Here is a 15,415-nt window from a genome sequence, read left to right as displayed (position 1 = left end):
AATACATAACAAATCATTTGGAGGGAGTAAAAACATGGAAGGTTTGGGTAATGAAGGCTTGGGTTATCTGGGTGCCGGTATAGCCGCAGGTTTAGCTGTTCTTGGGGCAGGTCTTGGTATCGGTAACATTGCAGGCTCAGCTGCTGAAGGTACCGCTCGCAATCCTGAGGCAACTGCGGATATCCGTACAACCATGATCATTGCTGCCGCACTTATCGAGGGTGTTGCCCTGTTCGGTGAGGTTATCGCAGTGTTGCTGGTTTTGAAGTAAGCGGAAAAGTAATACATCATACGTCATGAGAACCGAATGCGGCTGTTATAATGATTTGCCGCATTTCGGATTTATTCAATCGTAAAGGAGAATAGTATTCCATGCTTACGTCAGGAATTATAGTGCTAAGCGGCGGCTTGCTCGACCCTAATCCCGGGCTTATTTTCTGGACGACCGTCACGTTCGTTATCGTGCTCTTCATTTTGAAAAAGTTTACCTGGGTGCCGATGCTCAATGCTCTTGAGGAAAGAGAAAAAGGGATTCAGGATTCTATCGATCGAGCGCATACGGCAAAAGAAGAAGCTGAAGAGGTGCTGAGAAAAAACAAGGCGCTTCTGGCTAAGGCGGATTCGGAAGCGGAAAAGATCGTTAGGGAAGGAAAAGAGTATGGTGACAAGCTCCGTGCGGAAATCACCGAAAAGGCTCAAACGGAAGCTGCCAAAATGATAGCGTCTGCAAAAGATGAAATCGAGCAGGAAAAGCGCCGTGCTTTGATGGAGCTGAGAACAGAGGTTGCTGATCTTGCTGTCAAAGGTGCCGAAAAAATCATTATGGCGAACCTGGATGCTGAAAAGCAAAAGAAAATTGTTGACAGCATGATTCAGGATCTGTCGCAAAACCGTAACTGAAAGGGTCCTGAAAATGTCAAGTACAATAGCGAGCAGGCGGTATGCCAAAGCGTTACTCGAGGTTGCTGAAGAGGGTGGTTTGGCTGAAGCGGTCGCCAATGATCTCGAGGTGATTCGCGTGACTCTTGATCATTCACGTGACCTCGTCACGATGTTGAAAAGTCCTATTATCAAGGGGGACACCAAGGCCCGTATTCTGAAAGAGGTTTTCAGTGGCCTGAGCGAAAAAACGTTGTTGTTCATCAACCTGCTCTGTAGAAAAAAACGAGCATCGATACTGCAGGATGTTATCGACGAGTATTCCGCACTGCAGGATGAAAGGGATGGTATTGTCAACGTTGATGTCGCAAGTGCAGTCGAGTTGGACGACGAACAGTCGAAAAAGCTGATCGACGGACTTGCAAAGTATACCGGTAAGAAAGTCAAGGCAAGATTGTCTCTTGATAAAGCTCTTTTAGGTGGTGTAACCGTAAAGATCGGTGACACGATTCTTGACAACAGCGTAAAACACCAGCTGCAGCAGCTCAACAGTGCTCTTACCGAAAATGCATGATACCGGGGGATCGGGAAGAAAAGAGATATCGTGATTTTTAAAAGCCTGCTTTTCAACGCAGGCTTTTTTTTGAACCGGATATCGGAGAGGGTGCACAACGAACGTTGTCTATGATCCTTTCCGGTTTCATGTAAAAACTCTTGCATGGGGCTTTAGCTCAGTTGGTAGAGCGTCTCGTTCGCAATGAGAAGGTCAGGGGTTCGACTCCCCTAAGCTCCACCACCAGCCGTGTTTTTCCCGGTATATCCCGTATGCATTCTTCTTTTTTGCTTTTATTGGGAAGATACTATCCCTATATTACGTCGCTTTCGGCTCTTTGTCGGAGGCATGCTTCATTATTATTTCATTTATGAACCCCAAAAGAAACGATTACTATGCGTGTATTTGGAAAAACCCTTGCAGCATTTCTCTTGCTTGCTGCAAGCATGATGCCGCTTCAGGCGATGGCTTCAGATGATACAAAAGGCCTTTTTGTCGTTGTAACCACCGGAGATGTTCAGACTCAGATGATGGCGATGGTGCTTTCAACCCAGACCGTTGAACAGAAGAAAAGCGTTCGTATGCTCCTCTGTGGGCCAGGCGGAGAGCTTGCGATGAAAAACAGCAAACAGACAATGGTCAAGCCACTGGACAAGTCACCGCAAATGCTGCTGAAAAATCTCATTAAAAAAGGGGTTACTGTTGAAGTGTGCCCGCTTTTTCTCCCTAACAAAGGGGCTACTCCGGATAACCTCATCGAAGGTGTCACTGTCGCGAAACCACCTGTAGTTGCTGAAAAGCTTCGGGAAGAGGATATCAAACTCTTTACTTTTTAAACGTCATTGTTGAAAAAGTTGTACGGTTCCTGATTATTCAAGAGTGTTATAAGTGTTGCTCCCGTCAGCATGTTCTGTTCGGACAGGGAGCAGCAGGGGTAAAAATCATATGAGGTTTTTGATATTACAGCTTGCAGGTTGTAATTTCAGGAATAGATTTTTCCACTACTTGTTTTTTAATAACATCTTAAATAATGAGGAGCCTGAAAACATGCAGAAAAACATCGGTGTTCTTGACAGAAACGTAAGAATCATTCTTGGTTCTGTAATGCTTTTAGCAGGACTGGTATTTCAGGGCTGGTGGTGGCTTACCGGTCTCGTTCCATTGATTACCGGAATCGTGGGGTTCTGTCCGCTCTATCCCCTGATGGGCTTCAATACTGCAGGCGGTTACGGCTCCACTGGCGGCTATCTCGACCCATCTGTAAAGCCCGCCAAGCAGGAAAAACGCATGCCTGTCTGATAGTTTTGCCGCAAGGAAAAATCGAGGCAGTCTCATTCGTTCAGTAATGAGTCTCTATGCAGTTTTGTCATCCTCGGGTCTGACCTGTGAAATCCGAAACAACCATAGTACAGGTCAGGTCCGGGATCGATCTTCCAGAGAAAATCAGTATCGATGCCGCTATTCCTGTGAAATCCGAACTTCTATGTGACGGGGCGGCATGACTCTCTGTCGGAAACGTACGTACGGTGACCGATTGTCGTGATGCAGTTCTTTTGAATCAGCCTCTTTGCCGTGTTGGCTTTTGATTTTAAGCCGAATAGTCTTATTCTCTTACTTCATACATTTTTATGTTTATTTACGGAGTGTGTTATGCCGGTTTCGAGATTTCTGATTAAACGAGTGGCTCTGATCGCCGGGGTATGTCTGATTACAGGTACATTGTTTTCAGCATGCTCTTCGGTAAAGCCGCCGAAGGATGGAGATGCTGCTGTTCGATATGCCTATGCTCAGGAGCTTGTTGCGAAAGAGGATTATGACAAGGCTATCATCGAACTGGAGTCGCTGATGTTCGATACAAGAGCGACGACCCTCGAGGATGACGTTCTTTTTGCCCTTGCTAACGCCTACTACAGTTCTGAACAGTTTCTGCTCGCAGTCGATATTTACACAAGACTTCTTGAGCAGACGCCGGGCTCGCCATATGCGGAGGCTTCGCAGTTTAAACTGGCGAAATCCCATAAAGAGCTTTCGCCGACTTTTTCACGGGATCAGGAACATACAAGAAAAGCCATCCGTGAGTTTCAGCTTTATCTGGAGCTGTATCCTATCAGGGATCCTCAGCAACTGCAAAGTGATATCGAAATGTACACGGAACTTGTGGCGCTTAATCCCGAGAATGATCTGTATAAAAGAAATCTCGCTATTGTCGAGGCTCAGTATGCAAGACTCGATAAAATCGCAGAAAGCAGCACAAGCATTGGTGAACTCAGGGAGAAACTTGCATTGAGCGAGTATTCTATTGCCGAACAATATCAGAAGCTTAAAAAATATCGCGGTTCGATAGCATATTATGACAATGTTATCCGTTTTTATCCCGATACGACCTACTATGAAAAAGCGTGGTTCGGCAAGATCGGGGTGCTTATAAAGAGAGAAAAATGGTTTGAGGCGCAAGCAGCTCTCGATGCGTATGATCAGCAGTTTCCTGAAAACATGGAAAAGGTTGAGGATTATCGCGACAGCATTGTAGAGCATTTCGAGAACGGATAGAGTGCAGGAGCCGTGCAACTTGCTGTTTTTGGTGGAACATTCGACCCTCCGCATAATGGTCACCTTGCCCTGTGTCTTTATGCAAGGGAGCTCTTGCCGATAAACCGGCTGGTTATTTCTGTCTCGAACAACCCGTTGAAAGAGAGTCCTCAATCAACCGATAGGGACCGGGTGCGGATGGCCGGGTTGCTGGCTGAAACAGTCAACAGAACCGGCGCTATCGCTGAAGTTTGCAGTTGGGAAGTCGACCGTGCATATCCTTCCTATACGATTGATCTCGTGACATATCTTGAAGAGATCTACTCGTCACCGAATATAACCCTTTTGATCGGTGAGGATAACTACCGGAACTTCCGTCACTGGAAGTCGTGGGAGGAGTTGATCCGACGTTGCAACATCGTTGTTTTCGCTAGGGAATCGGCGGCTGAAGAAGCCAGCCTCGAAAAGCTGCACGAACAAAAATTTCATCGTATCAATTTCAACCTTCCATTATCCTCAACGGACATAAGGGATCGTATTGCTTCAGGAGAAGATTGCTCTCAACAGGTCCCGTCCTCCATATGGCGATACATTGTTGAAGAAGGATTGTACAGGTCTACGGAACAATAAGCCTGCCAGCCTTCAGGTTTGCCATTTTGCCATTGTATTTCTTCCTTACATGGATTCCGGTGCCGATATTCCCAGTATTCTGAATCCGTTGCGAAGAACCTGCCGGGTTGCAACGGAGAGAAAGAGCCTTGCTGTACGTATATCCGGTTCTGCTTTGAGAATGGGGCATTCCTGATAGAAACGGTGATACAGTTCGGCTACGCTATGCAGATACTCGACCATTTTCTGCGGCTCCAGAAACCTTCCGCAGACGTCGATGACTTCGGGAAACTCAAGCAACATGAAGCCGAGGCGGATTTCGTGATCGGAGGTCATTTTTCGCATGAGCTGCATTCCCTCGGCAGGTAGGGTAAAACCGGCTTCCTGCTCGGCCATGCGAAGCAAGCTGCAAATCCGGGCATGTGCGTATTGGAGATAGAAGACCGGGTTGTCTTTCGACTGCTTTTTTGCCAGCTCTACATCGAAATTCAGGTGAGAATCTTTACTGCGCATGATGAAGAAAAGCCTTGTTGCATCGGCACCGACATCATCGATAAGGTCGTCCAGCAGGTCAGCGTTACCTTTTCTGGTTGACATCTTGACCGTTTCACCATTGACGGTCGTGGTTACGAACTGATTGATGGCGACACGAATACGGTCGGTATCGTAGCCAAGGATTCTCAAGGCTTCGATGATGTCGGGATATTCATCGATATGATCGGCTCCGAAAATATTGACGATTTCGGAAAACCCCCGTTTGAATTTCGTGATATGATAGGCGATATCCGGAAGGCGGTAACTGGGTTCTCCGCTTGACTTGACAAGAACCTTGTCTTTTTCCTGTCCGAGTTTCGAGGTTGTAAACCAGGTCGCTCCGTCGTACTCGTCAATGTACCCCTTTTCTCGGAGCAGGTCGATCACCTGCCGGTTCGGCGATTTATCGCTCTCGTCCGGCAGGTAAAGTTTGTGCTCGTTGAAGTAACTGTCATGGGTTATGTCCAAGCGGTGAAGCGTGCTTTTGATATGGGTGAAAATATAGGTTTCAGCAGTTTGCTTGAACGGAGCGAGATCGTCTGTTTTGAGTAGAGCTTTGCCTTGTTTTTCAAAGAGCTTTTCGGCAATAACTTTGATATAGCTGCCTTGATAATGGGTTTCAGGGAAATCGATCACCTCTCCGCAAAGCTCGAGGTAACGAAAACGGACCGATTCGGCAAGAATTGTCATTTGCCTGCCAGCGTCGTTGAAATAGTATTCCCTGGTGACGGTGTATCCCTGTGCTTCGAGGATGTTGGCTATACAGTCTCCGAGTACGCCACCTCTTCCCCGGCCTATAGTGAGCGGTCCTGTCGGATTTGCGCTGACATACTCGACAATGGCTGTTTTGTCTTGCCCGACAAGGCTCTGCCCGAATCCATCGCCTTCGGTGATGGCTTGTTCGAGCAACTGCATGATGAATGCAGGTTCAAGGTAAAAGTTAATGAACCCCGGGCCGGCGATTTCCGTTTTCCGGACAGTTCCCGGCTTGAAGGAAAGTTGTTCGGTGATCTCTTGGGAAAGCTGGCGAGGGTTTTTTCTACACTCTTTAGCAAGCACGAGGGCGATATTCGTTGAAAAGTCTCCGAACTTGTTGTCTGCCGGTTTTTCTATCTGAATATCTTTTTCTGTTGCGATGCCTGCTGTTTTCAGGGCTGTTCGTATGTGTTCTATAAAATATTCCCGCATGTCAAAAGTGTTGTTGCCTTAGCTTGCTGATGGTTGTGCAATACAGGATTTTTCAAGGATTTTCTCTGGAGAAAGGGCTGTAAAATCATCGATGACAGCCATGACGCCTGGACGGTCCCGCATGATTTCAGCGGGATTTGTCGTTGTAAGTGCAATGCTTTTCATGCCGGCAGCATAAGCTGCTTCGAGACCGGGCAGAGCATCTTCGAAAACAATGCACCTGGACGGTTCGGTTTCGAGGAGTTCCGCAACGCGCAGAAAAATGTCAGGATGGGGTTTTCCATAGCGTACCTGATGTGATCCAACGACAGCATTGAAGCGGTTTTTCAGGCCGGGAATGCCAAGTGTGTATTCGATGTTTCTCGCTCCTGCACCCGTGCCGACTCCAAGTTTGATCTTCATTGATTCAGCTTTGTCGAGAAACACTTCGAGTCCTTCAATCGGGCGGATTTCATCTCTGTACATGAAGCGGTAAAGAAAATCCTTCAGCTCCGTGAGCTGTTCGGCCTTTTCAGGTGTTATGTCTTTGTCGAGAAAATGACGAAGAACATCGAGGCCTTTCATACCTGCAGTTTCGCGGAGGTAACGATCGGGATCGAGGCCTTCAAGTCCGTAATCTTGAAAAAGTTCCACCCATGAACGGGCATGCATATGCATGTTGTCGACGAGAACGCCATCCATGTCGAAAATGAATGCAAATGTATCGTTGTGTTGCACGCTGTTGATTCCTGTCATTTGTTTATTGTTATCTCAGCCTATATTCATCGCTTCCCTGACTTGGCTCATAGTTTCTTCTGCAACCATGCGGGCACGGTTTTCACCGGTCAGGAGTATCTCTTTCACCATATCGGGTTGGGTAACATATTCTGATCTTTTTTCGAGAATCGGGGCTAATTCTTCAGAAATGGCTGTGGCGCACAGCTTTTTGCAATCAACGCAGCCGAGCGCACCCGATCTGCAATCCCGTTCAATTTGCTCAACCCTCTGCGGATCTGAAAACTTGCAGTGATAACTGAAAACGGTGCATACTTCCGGACGTCCGGGGTCGTTTTTTCTGATCTTCTGCGTATCGGTTACAGCCTTGCGCAGTTTTTTCTGCACTTCTTCAGGTGAGTCTGACAGGAAGATGGTATTACCAAGGGATTTTGACATCTTCATTTTTCCATCGAGGCCTGCAAGGCGTGAGAATTTTGTGATTTTGGGTTCCGGTTCCTCAAAAACATCTCCAAGTTCAGGATGTTGATACTGTTTGTTGAAACGCCGTGCAATCTCTCGGGTTATTTCAACGTGTGGTAACTGGTCCTCACCCACCGGAACGATGTTTCCCTTATAAAGCAGAATGTCTGCAGCCTGAAGAACAGGGTAGCCTAAATGCCCATAGGAAATCGCTTCCATATTGAGGTCCCTTACCTGATCTTTGAGAGTCGGGTTTCGTTCAAGCCTCGAAGCAGTGATGAGCATCGCATAGATCAGGAAAAGTTCGGTATGCTGTTTCACCCTGGATTGCCTGAAAATTGGACTTTTTTCAGGATCAACGCCTGCAGCAAGCCAGTCCGTTACCATGTCGATGGTACAGTCAAAAATATCAGCAGTTTCAAGCGATGTTGTAAGGCTGTGATAGTCGGCTATCAGGAAATAAGTTTCAAACACTCTTTTCCCGCCGGTATCGAGCTCGTCTTGTCTTGCGACCCAGTTTTCAAGTGCACCGGTGTAATGACCCAAATGCAGCTTTCCGGTCGGGCGCATACCGCTTAAGATTCTTTTTTGACCCATAATTCTACCTATATCTCATAATCGGAGCATACGCCGAGCGCATGATCCAGTCCGTAAGCTCAGGCTGTCAGTTCTGTTAAATGCACTGGAATTTATAACAGTTGCCAGAAAGATAAAAGAGGTTTGTCGGGATCAAACGGGATTTATCTGATTTTTATTTGTGTGAAATGGTTTTTTCGTGCTATATTTACAGCCCTTCACATAACGAGAGAGTTTGAGAGCAAGTCCTATACAACATTCGGTTGCCCAACCATGTCAGGTCCGGAAGGAAGCAGCATCCGGTAATTTGAATGTGTGATATAGTAAGCTTGCTCTCTTTTTTTGTTCTCATCCATCGTTAGCATTCGCTTTTCCTGAAAAACTTTTTATTTATTTTTCCTCCATTGGAATTCGCTGTTGTCGTTGGCGTGTTTTTGTCGGTGAGGGTTCTCCACCCTTCGGGGACGAGATGCGTTTATCGTGAAGAGGCAGGTCAGAGGGTGTACAGATGTTTAAAACAGAAAAAGAAGAAAAAGTATGCATACAAACACAACAAGGGAAGATCTGCTGAAAGAGCCGGTCAGGCATATCGATATCAAGTCGTTTGACGTTGTCCCGCTTATCGAGCAAATGGGGGATACCGCGTTTCAGGCCAGGAACCTTGCCAGGGCGGCATCGATTCTTGACAGGATGCAGCGGGATGAAGAGTGTGCGGTGATTCTGACACTGGCCGGTTCGCTTATCAGTGCCGGTCTCAAGCAGGTCATTATCGATATGATCGAGCACAACATGATAGATGTCATTGTCTCCACTGGCGCAAATATCGTTGATCAGGATTTCTTCGAAGCACTGGGATTCAAACATTACAAAGGAGATCCCTTTGCAGACGATGCCGTTCTCAGGGAACTGCATATCGATCGCATTTACGATACCTATATCGATGAGGATGAGCTTAGAATCTGTGACGATACCATGGCTCTTATCGCCAATTCCATGAAACCGGGGGCATATTCTTCAAGGGAGTTTATCATGGAGATGGGCCGTTATATCGCCGAAAAGAACCATGACCGGAACTCGATTGTCTATAAGTCTTTTGAAAAGGGTGTGCCGATTTTTGTGCCGGCGTTTTCGGACTGTTCGGCAGGTTTCGGCCTTGTTCATCACCAGTGGAACAACCCCGGTGAACAGGTGTCCATTGATTCCGTAAAGGATTTTCGTGAGTTGACCAGAATCAAGATAGCGAATGATAAAACCGGAATCTTTATGCTGGGTGGTGGAGTTCCGAAAAACTTTACCCAGGATATCGTTGTGGCTGCCGAAGTGTTGGGTTATGAAGAGGTGTCGATGCACACCTATGCCATTCAGGTCACCGTTGCCGATGAGCGTGACGGGGGGCTGTCGGGTTCGACACTGAAGGAAGCCAGTTCCTGGGGTAAGGTCGATACTGTATTCGAGCAGATGATTTTTTCAGAAGCGACCATTGCCTTACCGCTGTTGGCCGGCTATGCGTATCACAAGAAAGGCTGGACGGCCCGTAAACCGAGAAACTTCAATGCCCTTCTTGCCGAAGAGACGGAAAGAGTGAAAAGTTGTTAATTTTTAGAGCGTTTGATTTGTTGCATCATTGTCGCATGCCAGGCACAGGGACAAGTATCGTTACAGCCCGGATTTGCGAAGGTTTGCAATAAAACTGTTTATACTTAATTCAAGAATACATAACGGAGCCGGAGATGAAATTTTTTATTGACACAGCTAATCTTGATGAAATCAAGGCGGCCAACGATCTGGGGGTTCTCGACGGTGTGACCACCAATCCATCCCTTGTGGCTAAAATCGTGCAGGATCCTGATAATTTTACCTACGAGGACTTCAAGAACCATATTGCAAAGATCTGTGATATTGTCGGTGGTCCGGTAAGTGCTGAGGTTACAACGCTTACTGCCGATGAGATGATCGCTCAGGGTGAGGAGCTTGCCTCGATTGACGAGAATGTGGTGGTCAAATGTCCGCTGACGATCGAGGGCCTCAAAGCTATGCGCCATTTGTCCGGAAACGGTATCAGAATCAATGCGACACTTGTTTTTTCACCCACCCAGGCTATTCTTGCTGCCAAGGCCGGGGCGTCGTACGTCAGCCCGTTTGTCGGACGTCTCGATGATATCAGCACGGAGGGTATGGCGCTTGTCGAGCAGATTGTCAGAATTTACGAGAACTACAGGTATCCCACGGAAGTGCTCGTTGCAAGCGTTCGTCATCCACAACATGTTGTCGAGGCTGCCTTGATCGGGGCTGACGTCGCAACCATACCGTTCAGCGTTATCGGGCAGCTTGCAAAGCATCCTCTGACCGATAATGGCCTCAAGCGGTTCATGGAAGATGCGGTCGTTATCAGGAATGACTGAAGCGAAAAAGGTGCCGGTCAAGGTCTACCGATCCGTCGGGCCTGAATGTTACGCCTTCGGTTTCAAGCATCTGCCGCATGGTATCCGGAGTAAAGAAGTGACCTTTACCTGTAAGTTCTCCGTTGCGGTTGACAACTCTGTGGGCGGGAACAGTGGCAATGTTGGCATTGTTGAGTGCCCAGCCGACCATTCTTGCCGCTGAACGGAGGCTTATCTGCTCTGCAATGATGCCGTAAGTGGAGACATATCCTTCCGGAATCTGTCGAACGAGGTCGTAAACCTGCTCATAAAATGTCTTTTCGGTTGTCATGGAAGGGTAAGTGAAAACCGGTTATTGTAACTGTCAGGTCCCGGTATCAGCAGTCAAGGAAACAACTTCGACCGAGACCATGGCAGTGCCTTTTTCATAAAAACCGAGCTTTTTGGCTGCGCCAGCGCTCAGGTCGATTATCCGCTCGTGTGCGAAAGGTCCACGATCATTAACCCTTACGATGATTGACCGTTTTGTTTCGAGATTGGTGACGCGGACGTTGATAGGCAGCGGCAGGTATTTATGGGCAGCGCTCAATTTGTCGGGGTCGAACTTTTCTCCATTGGCGGTGATTTTGCCGCCATCTTTTTTTCGGGTTTCTTCACCATACCATGATGCTATTCCTTTTTCCTTGTAATTTCTCGATTCCTCGACACTCATCGGGACATAGGTTTTACCATAGACCACATAGGGGGCGTTTTTCACACGTCCCTGCCTGATCGCTTCTTCCGGGGAAAGCCCGTCGATCGATTCGATTTCATCATGGGTAAAAGGGGACACCACGGTCTCAACCGCGAATTTTCCAACCGAATAGGCGGCTTTTGCCGTGGTTTTTACAACTGAACATGCGTTCAGCGTGGATACAAGCGTTACCCATAGAAGCAGGCGTAGATGCAATTTTACCACAAGCTCATCCAATAACGGTTACAAGTAAGGTTCTCCACTAGTAAAAAATAGCGAAAAGGGATGATATTTTCCATGCGGTTGGGAAGGCTCCGTTCCGCAAAGGTTTGAATATAAGGCACGGAATGATGTTATTATATAGGTATCTGATCACGCAACGAGTTGAGGAGTTTTCATGAAAAAGGATGCGTTTGGAGTTCTTATCGTTCATGGTTTCACCGCGACCCTCAACAGTGTCAACTCGCTTGTTGAGCCTCTTGAAAAGCTGGGTCTTCATGTCAGCGTACCGATTCTCAAAGGGCATGGTGAATCATCTCCGGAAAAGCTTCGTGGAGTAACATGGCGGGACTGGATGCAGGATGCTGAAGCCGCTTTTCATGAGTTATCGGAAAAAGTCGATAAGATTTTTGTTATCGGGCATAGCATGGGAGCTCTCATTGCGCTCAATCTTGCAACGAAATACCAGGGGGGGCAGCTCGATTCAGTTATTTTGGCAGCTCCGGCATTTCGTTTGGTCTCGATGCTGGGGCCAGGGCGGCCGTTGCACTTCCTCGCTCCTGTGCTAAAGACGTTTATCAAAAGCTGGGACCTCAGTGTTGCGCTCAGTGATCATGATGAAAAAAGCCGTTCAATGCATTATCTTTGGGCGCCGACAGATGCGATCATGTCTTTTTTTGACTTGATATCCTTTACCGAATCCCGCCTGCACGATATTCGATGCCCGATGCTTATTCTCCATAACCGCAATGATCAGACGGTTACCCAGAACAGTTCGGATATTGCTTTTAAAGGAGTGGCGACAGCATCTTCAGACAAGGATATTGTCTGGCTCGAACGTTCGGAGCACCAGATGTTCTGCGATTGTGAAAAAATGAGGGCTATCGATGTTATCATCGACTTCATACAATCGCGCATCAGTAAAACTGCTGGATAGATCCATTGGATTTTTTTCTCTCTCGAAAGATGCATTATATCATTTGCGTTCTATTTTCACTCTTTGACCGATCTTCCTGGACGGTAAAGAGGTACAATTCGTTTTCTTTTCTTAAATACTGTTTCCCTGCAAGGAGTTTTTATCGTTCAATCAAGGGTTGCAGCCTTGCTTGAAATGTGCTTTTTTTCAATGCGTGAGTCGCATCGGTATCGTTAACGATAAGGCGGAGCTTTCGGCTTGGCGCCAAACCATTTTTATTATTAAAACATGATGAAACGATTTCTCTGCTCGTCGGAAATGTTGGGGGGGCGGTTGACTGGCATACTGGTTCTCATCACCATGTTCTTTACAGCTTCCTGCAGTACGGCAGGCAGGGTGCAGCCGGAGAGTGTGAAACAAGCCGCCGGTATTCCCAAATATATTTTTTATTTCATCGGTGACGGTATGGGAATGGCGCATGTCAAGATAGCCGATGCCGTTCTTGAAGATGATCAGGTGCTTTGGATGACTACCTTGCCTGTTTCGGGAATGGCTTCGACTCATGCGGAAAACCGCTACATCACCGGTTCGGCAGCAGCAGGAACCGCTCTCGCAACAGGGCGCAAAACCACGATCGGCACGATAGCGAAAAACGGAAACCACTCAGAGAACCTGAAAACCATTGCTGAGATGTCGAGAGATAATGGGATGCGGGTTGGGATAGTTTCAAGCGTCAGCATCGACCATGCAACACCTGCTTGTTTTTATGCCCATGCAGACAACAGAAGCATGTATTCCGACATTGCCGTTCAGATGGCATCGAGCGGTTTTGATTATTTTGGAGGGGGGTACGCCCGTGCAGATCTTGAAGACGGAAAGCCGCTCGGCAAGCTGATCACAATCATGCAGGACAGCGGTTATAACGTTATCCGAGGGTGGGAAGCTCTCGGCAAGGCGGTGCCAGGCCAAAAATACTGGGCATTCGAGAACTTCGATGGATCGGGTGCCCTCGAGTATGCCATTGACAGGGCTCCCGATGACCTCACACTTGCTGATTTCACAAGAAATGGCATCAGGCTTCTGGACAACGACCAGGGCTTTTTCCTAATGGTCGAGGGGGGGAAGATAGATTGGGCGAGCCATGCCAACGATGCCGCTACCGTGGCCCATGAAGTTGTTGATTTTGACCTGGCAATAGCAGAAGCTCTCGAGTTTTATCATGAGCATCCCGCAGAAACGCTGATCGTGGTTACAGCGGATCATGAATGCGGTGGTCTGGCTCTCGGATATGCTGATAAGGCATATGAGAGCGATATCGGTCTTCTGCTCAGTCAGAAACTTTCCGCGCAGGTTTTTGCCGGCAAGGTTGCCCAATGGACTGAGAGGAAAAACGTCAGTTTTTCAATGGCTCTCGACAGCGCCAAAGTGTATTTCGGTCTTGGCAATGTGCAGCTTGATTCGGCACTTGTCTTGACCTCCGAGGAAAAAATGGCTCTGAGGCAGGCCTATACTGCGAGTATGACCGGTCAAAACGTTGGTCAAAAATATGGTGAAGGGGACCCATTGACCGTATCGCTTACGAAGCTGCTGAACCACAAAGCCGGTATCGGGTGGACAACCGGAAAGCATACGGCTCTGCCGGTACCGGTTTTCGCTATTGGCCAAGGTGCCCGTGAGTTTTGCGGGATTTATGACAATACGGATATTGCAAAGAAGATTATCAAAGTTGCCGAACTCCAGCCTTGAGACATCGATATCGAGGTCCTGTGCGCCACGAGTACTTTGTTGGCGGGTTGGAGAAAGGCAAAAGGCTTATTTCATAGTAAAATAGTCACTATCTTTTGGAGAACTGCTGAATTCAGCAGGAGTGCTTAAACGTGTCACTGCCCAAGCCAGGGTTGGTTGCCGAACATGCTGGGACCGTTCGGTTCAGGTATTAACAAAAAGAATCGCTGGAGGAAATATGGCTGATGTATCGACGGCATATATGGGGTTGAAGCTGACGAACCCTTTGATTGTAGGTAGTTCAGGTATGACGGAATCGGTTGAAAGTGTCTGTAAGGCAGCTGAGGCCGGTGCAGGTGCGGTTGTGTTGAAATCGCTTTTCGAGGAACAGATTCATCATGAATCGGGATACACCATCCAGACCAATGAACAGCTGTATTATTACGCTCAGGCCGAAGACTACATTCACAGCTATACCCGCGGGAACGATCTCAAGCACTATCTCGATCTTATAAGCGGGTGCAAGGGGGCCGTAGATATTCCTGTCATTGCAAGCATCAACTGTGTCTCCGCATCGGAATGGACGGAGTTTGCTTCCCAAATACAGAGGGCTGGAGCTGACGGGCTCGAACTCAACATTTTCCTGCTTCCTTCGGATCCTCGCAAGGACGGTGGGCAGAACGAGCAGGTGTATCTCGATGTGCTCGAAAAAGTAACAAGGCAGGTCAGTATTCCGGTTGCAGCTAAAATAAGCTATTATTTTTCCGGGCTTGCCAACATGGTAGGAAAAATTGCCGCTACCGGTACGAAAGGGCTCGTGATGTTCAACAGGTTCTTTTCTCCCGATATCGACATTGAAACATTCGATGTGAAAAGTTCGCATGTTTTCAGTTCCCCGGAAGAGCTTGCGATTTCACTACGCTGGGTGGCTATGCTTTCTTCCAGAACTCCCTGTGATATAGCCGCTTCGACAGGAATTCATAATGGAGAAGCTTTGATAAAACAGCTTCTTGCCGGAGCAAAAGCCGGCCAGATCGCCTCGGTGCTGTACCGGAAAGGATACGCTGCAATCGGTACGATGCTTCAAGAGTTGCATGACTACATGGAACGGCACGGTTTCTCATCTCTCGACGAGGTTGTCGGCAAGATGAGCCTCGGGAGAGCAGACAACCCTGCGGCCTATGAGCGGGTACAGTTCATGAAATATTTCAGCGGAATATCGTGAGCTTCATGTTCGGTTCTAAAGCACAAAGGCCCCGGAACATGCCAGGACCCCTGTGAAGAAACGAAAGCCGAAGAAGCGAAGAGAAGGAGAGCGGAGTTAGTTAGAAGCCAGACGAGGACTCTGCAGCTGATCGATAACCTTGGAGATGAACGATTCCAGTTCAGCAGGGAAC

The 15,415-nt window shown here is 47.7% G+C and carries 17 protein-coding genes, 1 tRNA gene and 1 other RNA gene; 14 read left to right on the top strand and 5 right to left on the bottom strand.

Annotated features, from left to right (window positions below; genetic code table 11):
* Positions 1-34 precede the first annotated feature (34 nt).
* The 8 genes from atpE (at position 35) to nadD (ending at position 4,591) form a co-directional block, all read left to right on the top strand.
* Complete coding sequence (gene atpE, locus CR164_RS10880) at positions 35-271, top strand: ATP synthase F0 subunit C (protein ID WP_110024025.1); 237 nt, start codon at positions 35-37, stop codon at positions 269-271.
* A gap of 101 nt (positions 272-372) precedes the next feature.
* The gene (locus CR164_RS10875) at positions 373-900 is read left to right on the top strand and encodes a F0F1 ATP synthase subunit B (protein WP_110024024.1); all 528 of its coding nucleotides are present in this window, start codon (positions 373-375) and stop codon (positions 898-900) included.
* A gap of 13 nt (positions 901-913) precedes the next feature.
* The gene (gene atpH, locus CR164_RS10870; RefSeq protein ID WP_110024023.1) at positions 914-1,453 is read left to right on the top strand and encodes an ATP synthase F1 subunit delta; all 540 of its coding nucleotides are present in this window, start codon (positions 914-916) and stop codon (positions 1,451-1,453) included.
* Positions 1,454-1,599: 146 nt separating this feature from the next.
* Positions 1,600-1,675 (top strand) — tRNA-Ala (locus CR164_RS10865).
* Between the two features lie 152 nt (positions 1,676-1,827).
* Entirely contained in the window at positions 1,828-2,268 is a 441-nt protein-coding gene (locus tag CR164_RS10860) for a DsrE family protein (RefSeq protein WP_110024022.1), read from the top strand.
* Between the two features lie 211 nt (positions 2,269-2,479).
* On the top strand, positions 2,480-2,731 hold the full coding sequence (locus CR164_RS10855) for a YgaP family membrane protein (RefSeq protein WP_110024117.1): 252 nt from the start codon (positions 2,480-2,482) through the stop codon (positions 2,729-2,731).
* A 351-nt stretch (positions 2,732-3,082) separates the two neighbouring features.
* Positions 3,083-3,982 carry an outer membrane protein assembly factor BamD gene (locus CR164_RS10850; RefSeq protein WP_110024021.1) on the top strand — a complete coding sequence of 300 codons (900 nt, stop codon included), beginning with the start codon at positions 3,083-3,085 and terminating at the stop codon, positions 3,980-3,982.
* Positions 3,983-3,994: 12 nt separating this feature from the next.
* The gene (nadD, locus tag CR164_RS10845) at positions 3,995-4,591 is read left to right on the top strand and encodes a nicotinate (nicotinamide) nucleotide adenylyltransferase (RefSeq protein WP_110024020.1); all 597 of its coding nucleotides are present in this window, start codon (positions 3,995-3,997) and stop codon (positions 4,589-4,591) included.
* 45 nt (positions 4,592-4,636) lie between these two features.
* Here the strand turns inward: nadD and argS are convergent, their stop codons facing one another.
* The 3 genes from argS to trpS are packed head-to-tail and all read right to left on the bottom strand — an operon-like array spanning position 4,637 to position 8,065.
* Positions 4,637-6,292 (bottom strand): arginine--tRNA ligase, encoded by a 1,656-nt coding sequence (gene argS / locus CR164_RS10840; protein ID WP_110024019.1) that lies wholly within the window; start codon positions 6,290-6,292, stop codon positions 4,637-4,639.
* Between the two features lie 18 nt (positions 6,293-6,310).
* Positions 6,311-7,027, bottom strand: coding sequence for an HAD family hydrolase (locus CR164_RS10835; RefSeq protein ID WP_110024018.1), 717 nt, complete (start codon positions 7,025-7,027; stop codon positions 6,311-6,313).
* 15 nt (positions 7,028-7,042) lie between these two features.
* Positions 7,043-8,065, bottom strand: a complete 1,023-nt coding sequence (gene trpS, locus CR164_RS10830; RefSeq protein WP_110024017.1) for a tryptophan--tRNA ligase — start codon at positions 8,063-8,065, stop codon at positions 7,043-7,045.
* 218 nt (positions 8,066-8,283) lie between these two features.
* Between trpS and ffs the strand changes: the two genes are divergently transcribed.
* The 3 genes from ffs to fsa all read left to right on the top strand — a co-directional run bounded on the left by ffs (position 8,284) and on the right by fsa (position 10,446).
* Positions 8,284-8,382, top strand: an RNA gene (gene ffs, locus CR164_RS10825) — signal recognition particle sRNA small type.
* 199 nt (positions 8,383-8,581) lie between these two features.
* Positions 8,582-9,640: a 1,9-bis(guanidino)-5-aza-nonane synthase gene (locus CR164_RS10820; protein ID WP_110024016.1), complete on the top strand. Its 1,059-nt coding sequence runs from the start codon at positions 8,582-8,584 to the stop codon at positions 9,638-9,640.
* Positions 9,641-9,774: 134 nt separating this feature from the next.
* Positions 9,775-10,446 carry a fructose-6-phosphate aldolase gene (fsa, locus tag CR164_RS10815; protein ID WP_110024015.1) on the top strand — a complete coding sequence of 224 codons (672 nt, stop codon included), beginning with the start codon at positions 9,775-9,777 and terminating at the stop codon, positions 10,444-10,446.
* Here the strand turns inward: fsa and CR164_RS10810 are convergent.
* Positions 10,433-10,756, bottom strand: a complete 324-nt coding sequence (locus CR164_RS10810; RefSeq protein ID WP_110024014.1) for an MGMT family protein — start codon at positions 10,754-10,756, stop codon at positions 10,433-10,435. The genes fsa and CR164_RS10810 overlap by 14 nt on opposite strands.
* 33 nt (positions 10,757-10,789) lie before the next feature.
* A complete protein-coding gene (locus CR164_RS10805) occupies positions 10,790-11,383 on the bottom strand; it encodes a septal ring lytic transglycosylase RlpA family protein (protein WP_239994540.1) in 594 nt (197 codons plus the stop codon).
* A gap of 172 nt (positions 11,384-11,555) precedes the next feature.
* Here CR164_RS10805 and CR164_RS10800 point away from each other — a divergent pair, with 172 nt between their 5' ends.
* The 3 genes from CR164_RS10800 to CR164_RS10790 all read left to right on the top strand — a co-directional run bounded on the left by CR164_RS10800 (position 11,556) and on the right by CR164_RS10790 (position 15,243).
* The gene (locus CR164_RS10800; protein WP_110024013.1) at positions 11,556-12,314 is read left to right on the top strand and encodes an alpha/beta hydrolase; all 759 of its coding nucleotides are present in this window, start codon (positions 11,556-11,558) and stop codon (positions 12,312-12,314) included.
* A gap of 267 nt (positions 12,315-12,581) precedes the next feature.
* The gene (locus CR164_RS10795; protein ID WP_239994539.1) at positions 12,582-14,039 is read left to right on the top strand and encodes an alkaline phosphatase; all 1,458 of its coding nucleotides are present in this window, start codon (positions 12,582-12,584) and stop codon (positions 14,037-14,039) included.
* Positions 14,040-14,256: 217 nt separating this feature from the next.
* Complete coding sequence (locus CR164_RS10790; RefSeq protein WP_110024011.1) at positions 14,257-15,243, top strand: dihydroorotate dehydrogenase-like protein; 987 nt, start codon at positions 14,257-14,259, stop codon at positions 15,241-15,243.
* Positions 15,244-15,415 lie beyond the last annotated feature (172 nt).

This window comes from Prosthecochloris marina, assembly GCF_003182595.1.
In the GTDB taxonomy this organism is placed as follows: domain Bacteria; phylum Bacteroidota; class Chlorobiia; order Chlorobiales; family Chlorobiaceae; genus Prosthecochloris; species Prosthecochloris marina.
The sequence above is the reverse complement of the archived record's forward strand: the minus strand, read 5'-3'. Positions and strand labels throughout refer to the sequence as shown.

Excerpts from the sequence above, each read along its gene's own strand:
- atpE (WP_110024025.1), top strand. The coding sequence starts at position 35 with ATGGAAGGTTTGGGTAATGAAGGCTTGGGTTATCTGGGTGCCGGTATA.
- CR164_RS10875 (WP_110024024.1), top strand. The coding sequence starts at position 373 with ATGCTTACGTCAGGAATTATAGTGCTAAGCGGCGGCTTGCTCGACCCT.
- atpH (WP_110024023.1), top strand. The coding sequence starts at position 914 with ATGTCAAGTACAATAGCGAGCAGGCGGTATGCCAAAGCGTTACTCGAG.
- CR164_RS10860 (WP_110024022.1), top strand. The coding sequence starts at position 1,828 with ATGCGTGTATTTGGAAAAACCCTTGCAGCATTTCTCTTGCTTGCTGCA.
- CR164_RS10855 (WP_110024117.1), top strand. The coding sequence starts at position 2,480 with ATGCAGAAAAACATCGGTGTTCTTGACAGAAACGTAAGAATCATTCTT.
- CR164_RS10850 (WP_110024021.1), top strand. The coding sequence starts at position 3,083 with ATGCCGGTTTCGAGATTTCTGATTAAACGAGTGGCTCTGATCGCCGGG.
- argS (WP_110024019.1), bottom strand. The coding sequence starts at position 6,292 with ATGCGGGAATATTTTATAGAACACATACGAACAGCCCTGAAAACAGCA.
- CR164_RS10835 (WP_110024018.1), bottom strand. The coding sequence starts at position 7,027 with ATGACAGGAATCAACAGCGTGCAACACAACGATACATTTGCATTCATT.
- trpS (WP_110024017.1), bottom strand. The coding sequence starts at position 8,065 with ATGGGTCAAAAAAGAATCTTAAGCGGTATGCGCCCGACCGGAAAGCTG.
- CR164_RS10820 (WP_110024016.1), top strand. The coding sequence starts at position 8,582 with ATGCATACAAACACAACAAGGGAAGATCTGCTGAAAGAGCCGGTCAGG.
- fsa (WP_110024015.1), top strand. The coding sequence starts at position 9,775 with ATGAAATTTTTTATTGACACAGCTAATCTTGATGAAATCAAGGCGGCC.
- CR164_RS10810 (WP_110024014.1), bottom strand. The coding sequence starts at position 10,756 with ATGACAACCGAAAAGACATTTTATGAGCAGGTTTACGACCTCGTTCGA.
- CR164_RS10800 (WP_110024013.1), top strand. The coding sequence starts at position 11,556 with ATGAAAAAGGATGCGTTTGGAGTTCTTATCGTTCATGGTTTCACCGCG.
- CR164_RS10795 (WP_239994539.1), top strand. The coding sequence starts at position 12,582 with ATGATGAAACGATTTCTCTGCTCGTCGGAAATGTTGGGGGGGCGGTTG.
- CR164_RS10790 (WP_110024011.1), top strand. The coding sequence starts at position 14,257 with ATGGCTGATGTATCGACGGCATATATGGGGTTGAAGCTGACGAACCCT.